We start from the raw sequence: 14,580 nt of genomic DNA on the forward strand, positions 1-14,580 counted from the left end.
CGCCACACTGCAACAGCAGGGACGAGATTCATTCGCGGTACCACCCATATTATGAACAAATATAACTGTTCACATCTTTGGCATGTTAACGGTATGAGACCGGCGGGGATTAGCCGCACTCCAACTTAGCTTTCAGCGGGGCTCGGACCGAGGTTTTTTGCAGCCGGTGAAAACCTCTCTCTACTGGCCAAGTCATCCACTTACTCAGAGTCTTCTTCGTTTTCATTTATTGCTTGTTGATGCATATTATAGCCAATCAGGCTTTGAAAGTCAATGATCATGCCGTAAAACAAGCAAGTGCTCACAGATCGCTTTCAGGAATGTCATGATCGGCACTGCTGCGATCATTCCCAGCACACCGCCGACCTGCCCTCCAAGGAGCAATGCTAATATAATCGCCACTGGATGGATGTCAATACTTTTCCCGACGATATAAGGAGAAATCAAATTGCTTTCAATAAGTTGAATTGCAAATATGGCTACCAATACATAAATCAGCAGTTTCGAAGATATAGTGATCGCAATCGCTGCCGCAGGGACTGCCCCGATAATCGGTCCAAAATATGGGATGATATTCGTCAACCCCATGATGATCGCAAGCAAAAGCGGATATTTCAAGCCAAGGAAATAAAACGCGATATATGTCGATACACTCACGAATAGACAGACCAGAAGCAGTCCGCGAATGTAGCTGCCAAGGCTTTTATCAACTGCGTGGACCACTTTACTCGCTCGTTCGCGGTATTTTACGGGAATATAACGCTTTGCGAAGTTTTTCATCTTTGTAAAATCCTTCAAAAAATAAAACACTAGAACAGGTATCACTGTCAGCAATATGATCATATCCATAATTTTAGTCATACCGCCGATTGCTTTCCCCGTAAGATTCTCGATATTGGATTCCAGGTTGTTGATAACAACATCCATTTTATCATGTACCGTTTCTGGTAAAAAAGATGTAGAATCATACATTTTGTAAATCAGGGATTCATATAAGCTGATCAAATGCGGTAATTGCACATTTAAATCCTGTATCTGTCCTAAAAAAATAGGATATACCCGGTAGATGAGATATGCACCCCCCGCAAAAAAAATCAAATATATGGATAATATGGACACTGTTTTCGGTATATTATGATCATACATTTTTCGAATAATCGGATATAAAAGATAAGCAATGATAGCCGAAATGAAAAATGGCAGGAAAACTTGCCATAAAAAAACGAGAACAGCCTTGTAAAAAGGGAACAACTTAACAAGTAAAAATAAAAATAGAAACACCAAAATACCTGTGAGTACCCACAGTAAAAAATTCAAAGGCTTACTTTTGGAAAACATAGACACAACAACCCTTCAGCATAGTATTATCCTTCAAACACCTAGCATGAGTTGTCATTGTATTTTTCTTTCCTCAGCAGTGAAAATATCATCCAGTGAGCTTAAAGAGCCGTCTGCTTCAACTTGATGAACGGTCCACTCATCACCCAGAATACTTAATTCAATGAAGCAGTTCCAGCAATAGTATTGTTGTGAGCCTATTTTCCCTATATCCTTGCTTCGGCAATTAGGACACTGCATCAACATAATATCTCCCCTATTTTTGGTTAGGATATTATGCTATATTTGCCCGTCTTTCTTCTTTTTATACATTGTACTACATGAAATCGTAAGGTGAGATTCCGTCTTCCTCCACGTCACTATCAGTCAGTTCCAAATCTGTATCAGGGAGTCTCTGCGCAAACAATCCCCGTAAAGAGGTATTCCGCTTATTCGTGTCCATCGTTTCCACACCTCGCAAAAAGGCTTGCTGCTGCCCGCAAATGATCAGAGACTGCTTTGCGCGTGTAATTGCTGTATAGATCAAATTTTTTCTGAGCATGCGATGGTAGCTGTTCACGATAGGCATGACAACAATGGGAAATTCGCTTCCCTGGGACTTATGGATAGAAATACAGTAGGCATGCGTGATGTTGCCATAATCCTTCCGAACATAGACCACTTCTTTATCATCGAAAACGACGACAAGCTGTTCTTCATGATCAGTATTTTCCTCTTCTTTGAAAATAGCTGCCACTTTGCCGATATCCCCATTGAACACACCATCTTCAGGCTGATTCACCAACTGTATGACGCGATCTCCCACGCGGAAAGTTTTTTCCATATATATGATTTGACGCTTGGTGTTTTTCGGAGGATTAATCAGTTCCTGCAATGCTTTATTAATCGTGTCGATGCCTGCCTGGGAGCGGTACATAGGGGCCAAGACCTGAATATCATTGACATCCATACCTTTTTGTTGCGCCTTCGAAAATATTTGTAAAACGGCCTCAACCACTTGCCCATCATTACAAGAAATAAAACTGAAATCACTATCATTTTGAAAAGAAGCGCTGCTGCATTGATTGTGTTTAATTTGGTGAGCTAGCTGAATGATATGTGATCCTTCTTTTTGCCGGTATACTTCATTAAGTGTGACAAACGGAATGATATCATTGCCCAGTAAATCAGTGAGCACCTGACCTGGACCTACTGAAGGGAGCTGGTCCTCATCTCCGACAAGCAACACCTGCATATCATCCGGTATAGCCTTAAACAGATGATTGGCAAGCCAAATATCGACCATTGAAAATTCATCGACAATAAGGAACTTCCCCGAAAGCTGTTCGTGTTCATCTTTTTCAAAGCTGGTTCCATTCCAACCCAGCAGTCTGTGTATAGTCATAGCTGGCAAGGAGGTAGACTCGTTCATCCTTTTGGCAGCTCGACCGGTAGGCGCCGTAAGTATAAAAGGGAAATCAGCTTTTTTGTCGTAATCTTTCAGATCCAAGGAAAGATCATGGATTTTAGAAAAAGCCTTCAGGATCCCATTAATGACAGTTGTCTTCCCTGTGCCAGGGCCGCCGGTTAAAATCATTACTTTGGATCGAAGCGACGATTCGATGGCTTCAAATTGTTCCCTGCCGTAACTCAATGTTTCTTCTTCTTCGATTTCACCGGTAATTTTCATCAACTCGGCCATCGTCGTTTCTGTCTCGATTCTTTGGTCAAGCAATCGCTTTAAGTTTCCGGCAAGGCCGTCTTCTGCGTAATAAAGTGATGGCAGATACACATGCCCCTGATGAATGATGAGTCTCTTTGCCGTGTTAAGCTCCTGCAGACTATCCATGATAAGTGTTTCTGTAATGGGCTGTTCGGGATCCACCAACAATCGTTGAACACCTTTGATACAGTCTGAAATCGGAAGATACACATGCCCTTCAGAAACGCTGTTTTGAAGGATATAAATACAACCTGCACTGATACGATTTGGATGGGTAAGAGATAACCCGTTTTTCAGCGCAATCGCATCCGCACTTACAAAACCAAAACCCTCTACATCGAACACGAATTGATAAGGATCTTTTTGTAATAGTTCAATTGCTTCGTCTTTGTATTGATGATAGATTTTCTGTGCCATTTTCAGCCCGATTTGATATTGGGACAAATGGATGAACATACGTTCAAATCCTTGATGCTCTTTTAAAGATTCAGCCAGTTTTTTCGCTTTTTCCTCATTCAGGCCGGGTACTTCTTTCAAAATGGAAGCATCATTCATTATGTTCGCAATGCAATTTTCGCCCAAATGGCCAACTATTCTTTCTGCTGTTTTTTTACCGACTCCAGGAAATATATCGCTCGATAAATAGGCGATCAACCCGTCTTTCGTGTCAGGCAATTCAGTCTGATACGCTGTAACCGCATATTGCCTGCCGAATTTCGCATGATTTTCAAAGTCACCATAAAAGCGGTACACCGTGCCTTCCTGCAGATTTGCAAAATATCCCTTAATGACAATTTCTTTTTCCTTGTAATCTGTATTGGTGTCCAGCACTTTGATCTTCGCAATGGTGAAATGTTCTGCAGCATGATGAAAAATTGTATGAAGCGGTTCTCCTTTGAAAAAAGATTTGGCTTGTAGCTGCGATTGTTCCTGTTCCATAGAAAAACCCCGCTATCCATCGTACTTTTCTAAAAATTCCTCTACTTTCTTTTTGCCATTCACAGCAAGCAAATGGTCCGGCTGTGCTGCAAGTGCCGCATTAAAATGGTTCAAAGACACTTCAGGCTCCTCTTGATATAACGCTATGACCCCTAAATTGTAATGCGCATCACTATGCTGATCATTCAAATCGATCACTTGATGGAACACTGCTTTAGCCATATTAATTTCATCAACTTGCGCTAGTGAAAGCCCGTATTGGAATAAAATCTCCTCATCGTCTTCATCCAGTTCTGAAGCACGCTGCAAATATGGCAAAGATAATTTATATTGTGACTGTTTCTGAAAAGTCATCCCCAGCATATAAAAGACATCAGCCTCATTCAAACCTAAATCGATGGCTTTTTGGAAACTTTTTTGAGCTTTTTCCGCCATTGACCGCTCATAATAGATGCCTCCAAGTCCGTAATAAGCTGTCGCAGCATTTTCGTCCAATTTAATCGCTTTTTCATAAAATGTTATTGCACGATCGTATTCCTGTACATGTTGCAATAAATTGCCGAAGTTGATATATCCGACCGGGTCTTCCGGATGTTCAGTAATAATTTCCTCAAAAAGCTTTGCAGCTTCTTCTAATTTATTTTCCTGCATATATGAAATCGCCTTGCTGTTCTTATCCACTAGCAATCCCCTCACATGATATACTTCATTCAATAGATAAAAATGACTTGTGTCCGTTTAAAATCAGAACCATGTTCCAGCCTTGCTGGAGCATGGTTCTATTTTAACCAACATAATCCAAATAGGCATCGGCTTTGATGACCTGATCGATAGTCGCTCCCCCAAGGCAAACTTCTCCATCATAAAATACAACTGCCTGGCCTGGTGTAATAGCGCGTTGTGGTTCATCAAATACTACTTTCATACGGTCGCTGCCCGCAGCCACGACTCTTACTTTACTGTCTGATTGCCGATATCTGAATTTAGCTGTGCACTCAAAGCTATCCAGTATTTTGTCTGCATTGATCCAGTTTACATCTGTAGCAGTCAGCCCATCCGAATAAAGTGCGTCATGCCCATACCCTTGCTCCACATAAAGCACATTTTCTTTCAAATTTTTCCCTACAACGAACCATGGCTCTCCAGGACCTCCAATGCCTAGTCCTTGTCTTTGTCCCAACGTATAATACATCAATCCATCATGACGACCTACTTTTATATTACCGAGGGTACGCATATCGCCTGGTTGCGCGGGAAGATATTGACCAAGAAAATCCTTGAAATTGCGCTCGCCAATAAAACAAATACCTGTACTGTCCTTCTTATGAGCTGTTGCCAATTGATGTTTTTCCGCAATTTCACGAACTTCCTTCTTCTGCAAATGTCCCAAAGGAAACATGACTTTCTGCAAAACATCCCCTGTAAGCTGATTCAAAAAATAGGTCTGGTCTTTATTGGAATCGACCCCGCGAAGCATTTCCACACGTCCGTCTATTTTTCTGACCCTGGCGTAATGTCCCGTCGCCAGATAATCCGCTCCTAATGAAATGGCATGATCCAGGAACGCTTTGAATTTAATTTCTTTATTGCACATCACATCTGGATTCGGTGTACGCCCAGCCTTGTATTCATCGAGAAAATACGTAAACACCTTGTCCCAATATTGTTTTTCAAAGTTTACAGCATAATAGGGAATATCCAATTGATTGCATACTCTGATCACATCATCAAAATCATCCGTGGCGGTACACACACCATTTTCATCTGTATCATCCCAGTTTTTCATAAAAATACCGACAACATCATATCCTTGTTCCTTTAAAAGCAATGCAGCGACGGAAGAGTCCACGCCGCCGCTCATTCCGACTACCACTCTTTTTCTGGAATTATCTGTCATGCGTATCACCTGCTTTCCTTGTGAGCCGAAGAAGAATTTCTGCAATTCTTTCAGCAGCCTCTTTTACGTTTTCTTCTGTATTATAGCTGCCCAAGCTAAAACGGATGGAGTTTTTTCCTCGCTCGTTTTCCTTTCCGTACATTGCCGTCAAAACATGGGAAGGTTCGATGGACCCAGCCGTACATGCACTTCCGCTTGAAGCAGCAATGCCAGCTAAATCGAAATTGGTCAGTATCGTTTCCACGTTTGTACCAGGAAAACTTAGATTGAATGTAGAAGCAATCATGCTGTTCTCATCCCCATTAACTTCGAAGTCCACCTGTTTCTCGCGCAATATATGCAAAAATAATTGCTTATAACGGCAATATTTATTCTCATTATCCTGTCTATTTTCAACAACCAATTGAACAGCCTTTTGAAAACCGGCTACTGCTGCAACATTCTCTGTTCCCGGCCGCCTTTTTCTCTCTTGCTCACCACCGTACCCGATAGGCTGAAGACGGACATTATCATTCACATACAGAAATCCAATCCCTTTTGGTCCGTTGATTTTATGAGCAGAAACTGACAACATATCCACGCCTAGTGCTTTGACATCGATTTCTAGCAAACCATAAGCCTGGACAGCATCCGTATGGAAATAAGCTCTGTGATCTGCCAACAATCGGCCGATTTCTGCAATCGGCTGAATGACTCCTGTCTCATTATTGACAAACATAACCGACACTAAGATTGTCTCTTCAGTCAATGCAGCCTTTAAATCAGAAATCAATATTTTGCCATCCGGATAAACGGGCAAATAGGTTACTTGAAATCCGATGTTTTCAAGAAATTCCGCTGCATGAAGCACAGCATGGTGCTCTTGGGCCGAGATGATAACATGGTTGCCATTTTTTTTATTTGCCATCGCCGTCCCAACTAATGCCAGATTATCGGCTTCAGTACCGCCACTGGTGAAAATGATATCTTTTTCATTTGCTCCTATGCTTGATGCCATTGTCAATCTGGCCTCATCGATAATACGCCGGGCCTTTCTGCCAAAGGAGTGTACACTTGAAGGATTGCCAAATTCTTCTAAATGCACCTCATGCATGACTTCAGCTACTTCACGTGCAACCGGAGTTGTTGCAGCGTGATCCAAATATATATGAGTATGATTCATTGTATTTTATCCTTTCTAACCAGCAAAAAATCCATTCTCTTTCCTTGCCACAAACGATTGGGACTAAATGTAAAACATGTAAGCATCTTTAGGCTCCTCATGTTCCTGGATCAAGTCGGCCAGCGTTGTATTGTCGAGGACATTTTTGACAGCCTCGGTTATTTTTAACCACAATGCCTGCTTCGACGGTTCTTCATTTTCAATTCCTTCCACAAACATAATCGGTCCCTCCAGAACGCGTATCACATCACCAGCAGTGATTTCTTCCGGTTTTCTCGGGAGTTTGTAACCTCCATATGCTCCTCTGACGCTTTGAATAAGACCAGCATTTCTTAATGGTGATGCAAGTTGTTCAAGATAGTGCTCAGACAGATTGTTTTCCTTAGCTATCCATTTTAGTGGGGTCGGACCCTCACCATATTTTTTGGCTAAAGCAATCATAATCGTTAGCCCATATCTTCCTTTAGTTGATATTTTCATTCTATTACACTCCAAGTCAAAGAAAAAGATTTCGCTCCCGTTCTTCATTGCTGTCATAACGACGTGCTTTTCATGCAGGTCCCTGCTAAAGCCCGAACGTTTGGCAGCCTTCAGATGGGAGTATAAAATTTAGTTGTGATTGCCGGACGTGCCCATCCTTTATAGCAACTTTTTATTATACAATATTATTTGGCTAAATGATACAAGTATTATATCATGAACTAGATGAATCTTGCATTGGATTCATTTGCTAAACAAACGTGTTTCTTTACATCTGTTAGAAGCAACTTTATTATAAAGGAAGATTTTATGACACAGCAACCACTTGCTTTTCGAATGAGACCTGCACATATTGATCAAATTATCGGACAGCAGCATCTAGTCGGGGAAGGAAAAATTCTATACCGTATGATCCAAGCCGACAGGCTGGCTTCCATGATCCTTTTTGGACCTCCAGGGACCGGCAAAACATCCATGGCCATGGCCTTAGCGAAGACATTAAAGATACCATTCAAAATGCTCAATGCGGTTGTCGATAAGAAAAAAGATATGGAAATCATCGTGGAAGAAGCCAGATTATCCGGACGAATCGTATTAATTCTGGATGAAGTACATCGTCTTGACAAAGCAAAGCAGGATTTTCTCCTGCCCCATTTGGAAAGCAATCTGATCACATTGATTGGATGTACGACAAGCAATCCTTACCATTCCATCAATCCAGCCATCCGCAGCCGCTGCCATTTATTTGAACTACAAGCTTTGAGCGAAGAAGATGTCGAAACAGCAATTATACGTGCTGCTGCAGATGTTACGAACGGACTGGGAAGCTACGATATCGACTTATCAGAGGCAGCCGTCAGTCATTTTGCGTTGTCTTCCAACGGTGATATGCGGGCAGCGCTCAATGGACTTGAACTTGCTGTCTTTTCCACTCCCCCTTCCGAAAACGGTGTGATTCATATCACCTTGGAAGTGGCTGAAGAATGTATGCAAAAGAAAAGCTTTTCCCATGACCGTGATGGCGATGCACATTATGATGTGTTGTCCGCCTTTCAAAAATCAATCCGCGGAAGCGATGTCAATGCAGCACTGCACTATTTAGGAAGACTTATTGAAGCCGGTGATATGGACAGTATAGCGCGCCGCATGGTAGTCACAGCATATGAAGATATCGGCTTAGCGAATCCACAGGCTGGTGTGCGTGCCTTAGCTGCCGTACAGGCAGCTGAGCGGCTGGGTTTTCCTGAAGCGCGTATACCGCTTGCTGCCGCCATCGTAGAACTCGCGTTATCGCCAAAATCCAATACCGCCTATAAAGGCATCGATGCAGCGTTGACCGATATCAGAAACGGAAAAAGCGGTGACATACCCCAGCACTTAAAAGATGCTCACTATGCTGGAGCTGAAAAACTTAACAGAGGTGTCGGATATCAATATCCGCATGATTTCTCCAACAGCTGGGTAAAACAACAATATTTGCCGGATAAACTCAAAAGTAAGCAATATTTCATTCCAAAGGAATCTGGAAAATTCGAAAAAGCGCTAAAACAAGTTTACGATAAAATAAATACAGAAAAAAAGAGATAATAAACGTATAAATCCTTTTTCAAACGGTAAAACTACTGACAGCAGTCAACAAAAGCTGTTTTTAATATTACAGACAGCTATTGCGCTAAATTCATAGTTAACCAAATTCATGTAAAATACATTGATTCATTGAAAAAGGAGTCGAATAGAATGGCAAAAGTAAGACAAGACGCTTGGTCTCACGAAGACGATCTGTTGCTTGCCGAGACAGTACTGAGACATATCCGGGAAGGCAGCACACAACTAAACGCATTCGAAGAAGTGGGCGATGAACTGAATCGCACATCTGCAGCCTGTGGATTCCGCTGGAATGCGGAAATAAGAGGAAAATATATCCATGCGATTGAAATCGCAAAAAGACAACGTAAAGAAAAAAAGCGAGCAGAACAAAATACTGTGAAAAGTTCGGGCAGGCGTCCGGTCATTTCTCTGCCTGCCCCTGAACAAACGATAACGGAAAGGGAAACTTCCGCAGAACAAATTCTCACTTTTGATGCGGTAATCGGCTTTTTGCAGCATGTTAAGAAAAACTATCACGCTTCCAATCAATCAAAGTCACAGCTTGACCAAATCATAAAAGATAATGAAGTGCTACAAAAGCAAAACGAAAACTTGCAAAAACAGCTGAAACAAACTGAAAGCCAAATGGCTTCTATTCAAGAGGATTACCAAGCTTTCATCCAAATTATGGATCGCGCAAGAAAAATGACGGTATTAAATGATGAAAACGCCCAGAAACCGCCAATGTTCCGAATGGATAAGAATGGAAACTTAGAGCAATTAGCACAAAGTTCCGGACAATAAAAAAGATTACTTCCCATTAAAAGGGAAGTAATCTTTTTTATGTATGCCGCAATCCCAATTGTGCCGTCCAACAGCTACGTTTTGATCCCGCTTCAGGCAGGTGGGTGCCGCGTTTCAGATGGGGTGCTTCCTCTAGATGCAAGGCTCGCACGCTGTCTGAAAACAACAGGCTCCCAAGTATCAAATTGTTCGGTCAAAACAATTAAATTGAACGTACACATCAGGATTGCAACTAACTGAATATTTACTTTACATATATTCTAACATACCGTTTTTTAATTTGCAATTCAGCAGAAATGGAATTTTTGGATTGGTTTCACTGCACACTTCCCTCACTCCACTTGAATACGCATTATTCATTTTTCTCGGTTAGTTCAATGGACAATTCTTTCAATTGTTTTACATCAACTGTGTCAGGCGCCTCCATCATCAAGTCCGAGGCAGAGGCTGTTTTAGGGAACAGGATAGTATCACGCAAGTTGTCCCTTCCCGCAAGCAACATGACTATCCTATCAAGTCCCAGCGCTACCCCTCCATGCGGCGGAGCCCCGAACTCTAAAGCTTCGAGCAGGAATCCGAACTGTGCTTCAGCTTGTTCTTGCGTAAAACCAAGTGCTTTGAACATACGATCCTGTAAAGTTCTTTTATGAATCCTTCTAGACCCGCCGCCAAGCTCATACCCGTTCAACACAAGGTCATAGGCAATCGCCCTCACACTTCCGGGCTCAGTGTCGAGCTTATCCAAATCTTCTTCAACCGGCATTGTAAAAGGATGATGTGCGGCATAATACCTGTCATCTTCCTCATCGTATTCCAACAGCGGCCAGTCCGTTACCCATAGGAAGTTAAATTTATTTTCATCGATAAGGCCTATTTCCTTACCAAGTTTTAATCGCAAAGCTCCAAGACTGTCATAGACTATAGACGTTTTATCCGCTACAAACAATAATAAGTCCCCTGCTTTGGCTTGTGCCCTGTCTTTTAAACTGGCTGCATCCTCCTTGGAGAAAAATTTAGCAATAGGTCCTTTTAATTCATTTTCTTCTACTTTCAGCCATGCCAGCCCCTTGGCACCATAAATCTTCGTGAAGTCTTCCAATGCCATGATATCTTTTCGTGAAAACGAGGCTGCCTGATTTTCAACATTGACCAAGCAAACTTTTCCTCCTTTTGCCACTGCTCCGGAGAACACTTTAAAAGGGGATGCAGCAACAAGATCTGATACTTCGACTAGTTCCAATCCAAAGCGTGTATCCGGCTTATCTGAGCCAAAACGTCTCATCGCCTCCGCGTATTTCATCCGTGGAAGCGGCAGCGGAACATTCACCTGTTTGACTTCTTGCATCACATGCTGCATCATCTGTTCTGTCATTTCCATGATTTCATCACTAGTCATGAAGGAAGTCTCGATGTCTATTTGGGTGAATTCCGGCTGGCGGTCGGCCCGCAAATCCTCATCTCGGAAGCATCGTGCAATTTGATAATATTTTTCAAAACCACCCATCATGATTAATTGTTTGAATAACTGTGGGGATTGCGGTAACGCATAAAATTCACCCTGATGGACCCGGCTGGGGACCAGATAATCACGTGCCCCTTCCGGCGTGCTCTTTGTCAGTATAGGAGTTTCCATTTCCAGAAATCCGTTGGCATCCAAAAATTTTCTTACTTCCAAAGTAATCGCATGTCGCATTTTAAATGTTTGCTGCAGCTCATTTCTTCTTAGATCAATGTATCGATATTTCAAACGCAGGTCTTCCGCTACACTTGTATCATCCTGGATTAAAAATGGCGGTGTTTTAGAAGTGTTCAGAATCATGATATCCTTGACAACCACTTCAATTTTTCCAGTATCCATATTTTCATTGATGGTCGCTTTATCACGTTCAACGACCACGCCGTGTACTTTGATAACATATTCATTTCTGATTGATTCTGCAATCTCCAAAGCCTTTTTTGAATGATCAGGGTTGAAAACAAGCTGAACGATCCCTGACTTGTCACGCAAATCCACGAAAATCAGTCCGCCCAAATCACGCCTTTTCTGGACCCAGCCTTTCAACAACACTTGTTCCCCTTTGTGGTTCTCTCTTAGGCTTCCCGCCATTATACGTTCACTCATGATTCTTGCCCCCATATAATTGATTATATAAGCTGTCTGCCAAATCAGTCAGACTCACCTCAGTTTGTTCCTGGGTTTCCATATTTTTTACACTGATCACCTGTTTTTCAATTTCTTCCTCTCCAAGCACAAGCACATATTTCACATGGAGGCGATCCGCCGTTTTAAACTGTGCCTTCATTTTACGTCCCTGGTAATCCCGGTCAGCTCGGATCCCTTTATCCCGAAGGTCATGCAAAATCTTCATCGCCTGGCGCTCTGCCATTTCACCAACTGAAATCAAATAGCAATCCAACGATCCCTTTTCCTCGAGTGTCACTTTCTCTGCTTCCAATGCCATCAACAGGCGCTCAATCCCCATACCAAAACCAATCCCAGGTGTGGACGGGCCACCGATATCTTCAATCAATCCATTGTATCTCCCACCGCCAGCCAGTGTGGTGATGGCTCCAAATCCTTCTGCATTGCTCATGATTTCAAACGCAGTATGATTATAATAATCCAGCCCCCTGACTAGGTTCGGATCAACTTCATAAGGTATCCCTAGTAAATCAAGATACGCTTTTACTTGTTCGAAATATTTGTACGACTCCTCATTCAAGTAATCCAGTATCGATGGAGCGGTCTTCATTGCCGGATGATCTCTATCCGTTTTACAATCGAGTATACGCATTGGGTTTTGCTGGAGACGAGTTTGGCAGTCATGACATAATTCTTCTTTCACAGGCGTAAAGTGCCCGATCAATGCTTCACGGTAGTTTTGACGACTTTCCTGATCTCCGAGAGAGTTAATGACTAGCTTGAGGGACTTTAGTCCAAGCTCTTTATATATTGTCATTGCCAGATCAATCACTTCCGCGTCAACTGCAGGATTGTCGCTGCCAAGCACTTCAACACCAAATTGATTAAGTTGGCGCATACGTCCCTGCTGCGGTCTTTCATAACGAAACATCTGCATAAAATAATAAAGCTTCACAGGCTGGACAATTTCCCCAAATAATTTATTCTGAACAAATGCTCTTGCAACAGATGCGGTACCTTCAGGGCGCAAAGTCAGACTTCTTCCTCCACGGTCCTGGAATGTATACATTTCCTTTTGCACGATATCAGTTGAATCCCCTACTCCTCTTTGGAAGAGTTCGGTATGTTCAAAAAGCGGTGTACGGATTTCTTCAAAGTGATAACGGGCACAAATTTCTTTGATTTTAGACTCGGCAATTTGCCATTTTACTGCATCTTTCGGTAATATATCTGCTGTTCCTCTTGGCGCATTTATATTCACATTTTATTCCTCCATTTCCATTTTATGTAAATTCAAAAACCAGGCAACTTAGACAAAGATCTCTGCCAACACGAACTCAGCGTGAAAATGTATCGTTTGTCAGGCAGGGAAATATAAACAGACATTCCCAGAAAGTGACAAATGAGTATATAAAAAACGCCCATCCCTTTATTAAAAGGGACGAGCGTTCGCCCGCGTTGCCACCCTAGTTCATGTACTCAAAAACTATACAGCTACTCTTTTCGGATAACGCCCGTAAACGGCCATGCTTACTGAATTCACATCTTTCAGCATAACTTCTCCGGAATGTCTTTCACTGATAACTGTACAAAATGCTTCCAGCCTTAGGCATTTTTTCTCTGGGTACGGTTGATTCAGCTACTTTTTCCTTCATCGAATTTCATTTTTTGTCTACTATTCACTATTAGAATGAATATAATATTAATGGTTACTGTTAATGTTGTCAAGCACGATCAAGCTTTTTCTTAAGCATTTTCACTTCACCAAGTGAAATACCGAGTTCTTGTGCAATTTCCATATGATTTGCGTCAGACTCCAGTTCAAGGAAACGATGGTAATTGACACCGAATATCGTCTTTTCCAAGGAACTCTGCCAGTGCTTTTCACCAGTTCGCATAAATATCCCTCCTGTTTGACTCTAGTTTAGCCAAAGAAAGGAGATGTTATTACGAAAGGACGAATAAACAGTATGAAGCAAATCATTATATTTCCAATGAATATTTCCCGGGAAACCGCAATATTCTACATAACTGGTGTTTTTTTCTGATTAAGCATGTCAAAAAGATGTCTATCCTGTCGTTCATTTGTCCTTGGAGTCGATAATGATCGTTACTGGTCCGTCATTAATCAGTGAAATTTCCATCTTTGCACCGAATTGGCCTGTTTCCACGTAAATACCTTCGTTTACAATCATCCGATTGAAGGAATCATAGAGCTGTCTTGCCTTGTCAGGATCGGCAGCATTTACAAAGCTTGGCCGCCTGCCCTTTTTGGTATCAGCATACAAAGTGAATTGGGAAATAGATAAGACACTGCCTTGCATATCTTTTAAGGAATCATTCATTTTTCCCTCTTTATCAGGAAAAACCCGCAGATGAACTATTTTGTTCACCAGGTAAGCGACATCGTCCATATCATCTTCATGTGTGACCCCAAGCAGTACGACAAAACCAGCGTCAATCTGACCGACAGTTTCACCTGCAATTTTAACACACGCGTTTGTTGCCCTTTGGATAACAGCTTTCAA

Annotated in this window: 13 protein-coding genes, 1 other RNA gene and 1 other annotated feature; of the genes, 2 read left to right on the forward strand and 12 right to left on the reverse strand. The window is 42.0% G+C overall.

The window, feature by feature from the left end; all coding sequences use genetic code 11:
* Positions 1-270: 270 nt before the first annotated feature.
* From ACFSMW_RS14800 to cymR, 7 genes are all read right to left on the reverse strand, one after another.
* Positions 271-1,338, reverse strand: coding sequence for an AI-2E family transporter (locus ACFSMW_RS14800; RefSeq protein ID WP_390357271.1), 1,068 nt, complete (start codon positions 1,336-1,338; stop codon positions 271-273).
* A gap of 54 nt (positions 1,339-1,392) precedes the next feature.
* On the reverse strand, positions 1,393-1,584 hold the full coding sequence (locus ACFSMW_RS14805; RefSeq protein WP_390356928.1) for a hypothetical protein: 192 nt from the start codon (positions 1,582-1,584) through the stop codon (positions 1,393-1,395).
* Positions 1,585-1,654: 70 nt separating this feature from the next.
* The gene (gene recD2, locus ACFSMW_RS14810) at positions 1,655-3,979 is read right to left on the reverse strand and encodes an SF1B family DNA helicase RecD2 (RefSeq protein WP_390356930.1); all 2,325 of its coding nucleotides are present in this window, start codon (positions 3,977-3,979) and stop codon (positions 1,655-1,657) included.
* Between the two features lie 12 nt (positions 3,980-3,991).
* Positions 3,992-4,660, reverse strand: a complete 669-nt coding sequence (locus ACFSMW_RS14815) for a tetratricopeptide repeat protein (protein WP_390356932.1) — start codon at positions 4,658-4,660, stop codon at positions 3,992-3,994.
* Positions 4,661-4,763: 103 nt separating this feature from the next.
* Positions 4,764-5,876, reverse strand: a complete 1,113-nt coding sequence (gene mnmA, locus ACFSMW_RS14820; RefSeq protein ID WP_390356934.1) for a tRNA 2-thiouridine(34) synthase MnmA — start codon at positions 5,874-5,876, stop codon at positions 4,764-4,766.
* A complete protein-coding gene (locus ACFSMW_RS14825) occupies positions 5,866-7,038 on the reverse strand; it encodes a cysteine desulfurase family protein (protein ID WP_390356935.1) in 1,173 nt (390 codons plus the stop codon). The genes mnmA and ACFSMW_RS14825 overlap by 11 nt, the downstream gene beginning before the upstream one ends.
* A gap of 63 nt (positions 7,039-7,101) precedes the next feature.
* Positions 7,102-7,518, reverse strand: coding sequence for a cysteine metabolism transcriptional regulator CymR (cymR, locus tag ACFSMW_RS14830; protein ID WP_390356937.1), 417 nt, complete (start codon positions 7,516-7,518; stop codon positions 7,102-7,104).
* 309 nt (positions 7,519-7,827) lie between these two features.
* On the opposite strand from cymR, the gene ACFSMW_RS14835 reads away from it, so the two are divergent.
* Together ACFSMW_RS14835 and ACFSMW_RS14840 are read left to right on the forward strand one after the other, a co-directional pair.
* The gene (locus ACFSMW_RS14835; RefSeq protein ID WP_390356938.1) at positions 7,828-9,105 is read left to right on the forward strand and encodes a replication-associated recombination protein A; all 1,278 of its coding nucleotides are present in this window, start codon (positions 7,828-7,830) and stop codon (positions 9,103-9,105) included.
* Positions 9,106-9,255: 150 nt separating this feature from the next.
* On the forward strand, positions 9,256-9,909 hold the full coding sequence (locus tag ACFSMW_RS14840; protein WP_390356939.1) for an RsfA family transcriptional regulator: 654 nt from the start codon (positions 9,256-9,258) through the stop codon (positions 9,907-9,909).
* A gap of 47 nt (positions 9,910-9,956) precedes the next feature.
* On the opposite strand, the gene ssrS is transcribed toward ACFSMW_RS14840, so the two are convergent.
* The 5 genes from ssrS to dtd all read right to left on the reverse strand — a co-directional run bounded on the left by ssrS (position 9,957) and on the right by dtd (position 14,580).
* Positions 9,957-10,139: non-coding RNA, 6S RNA (gene ssrS / locus ACFSMW_RS14845), on the reverse strand.
* A 122-nt stretch (positions 10,140-10,261) separates the two neighbouring features.
* Positions 10,262-12,031, reverse strand: a complete 1,770-nt coding sequence (gene aspS, locus ACFSMW_RS14850; RefSeq protein ID WP_390356941.1) for an aspartate--tRNA ligase — start codon at positions 12,029-12,031, stop codon at positions 10,262-10,264.
* On the reverse strand, positions 12,024-13,313 hold the full coding sequence (hisS, locus tag ACFSMW_RS14855; RefSeq protein WP_390356943.1) for a histidine--tRNA ligase: 1,290 nt from the start codon (positions 13,311-13,313) through the stop codon (positions 12,024-12,026). The genes aspS and hisS overlap by 8 nt, the downstream gene beginning before the upstream one ends.
* A 173-nt stretch (positions 13,314-13,486) precedes the next feature.
* Positions 13,487-13,716, reverse strand: a binding site (T-box leader).
* 60 nt (positions 13,717-13,776) lie between these two features.
* Positions 13,777-13,950, reverse strand: coding sequence for a hypothetical protein (locus ACFSMW_RS14860; RefSeq protein WP_390356945.1), 174 nt, complete (start codon positions 13,948-13,950; stop codon positions 13,777-13,779).
* A gap of 183 nt (positions 13,951-14,133) precedes the next feature.
* Positions 14,134-14,580 carry a D-aminoacyl-tRNA deacylase gene (dtd, locus tag ACFSMW_RS14865; RefSeq protein ID WP_390356947.1) on the reverse strand — a complete coding sequence of 149 codons (447 nt, stop codon included), beginning with the start codon at positions 14,578-14,580 and terminating at the stop codon, positions 14,134-14,136.

The sequence above is a fragment of the Tigheibacillus halophilus genome, from assembly GCF_042683165.1.
Taxonomy (GTDB): domain Bacteria; phylum Bacillota; class Bacilli; order Bacillales; family Amphibacillaceae; genus Tigheibacillus; species Tigheibacillus halophilus.

What these genes read in the sequence shown, in the direction of transcription:
- ACFSMW_RS14860 (WP_390356945.1), bottom strand. Translation starts at nt 13,950, where the DNA reads ATGCGAACTGGTGAAAAGCACTGGCAGAGTTCCTTGGAAAAGACGATA.
- mnmA (WP_390356934.1), bottom strand. Translation starts at nt 5,876, where the DNA reads ATGACAGATAATTCCAGAAAAAGAGTGGTAGTCGGAATGAGCGGCGGC.
- recD2 (WP_390356930.1), bottom strand. Translation starts at nt 3,979, where the DNA reads ATGGAACAGGAACAATCGCAGCTACAAGCCAAATCTTTTTTCAAAGGA.
- ACFSMW_RS14825 (WP_390356935.1), bottom strand. Translation starts at nt 7,038, where the DNA reads ATGAATCATACTCATATATATTTGGATCACGCTGCAACAACTCCGGTT.
- cymR (WP_390356937.1), bottom strand. Translation starts at nt 7,518, where the DNA reads ATGAAAATATCAACTAAAGGAAGATATGGGCTAACGATTATGATTGCT.
- aspS (WP_390356941.1), bottom strand. Translation starts at nt 12,031, where the DNA reads ATGAGTGAACGTATAATGGCGGGAAGCCTAAGAGAGAACCACAAAGGG.
- ACFSMW_RS14805 (WP_390356928.1), bottom strand. Translation starts at nt 1,584, where the DNA reads ATGTTGATGCAGTGTCCTAATTGCCGAAGCAAGGATATAGGGAAAATA.
- ACFSMW_RS14840 (WP_390356939.1), top strand. Translation starts at nt 9,256, where the DNA reads ATGGCAAAAGTAAGACAAGACGCTTGGTCTCACGAAGACGATCTGTTG.
- ACFSMW_RS14835 (WP_390356938.1), top strand. Translation starts at nt 7,828, where the DNA reads ATGACACAGCAACCACTTGCTTTTCGAATGAGACCTGCACATATTGAT.
- ACFSMW_RS14800 (WP_390357271.1), bottom strand. Translation starts at nt 1,338, where the DNA reads ATGTTTTCCAAAAGTAAGCCTTTGAATTTTTTACTGTGGGTACTCACA.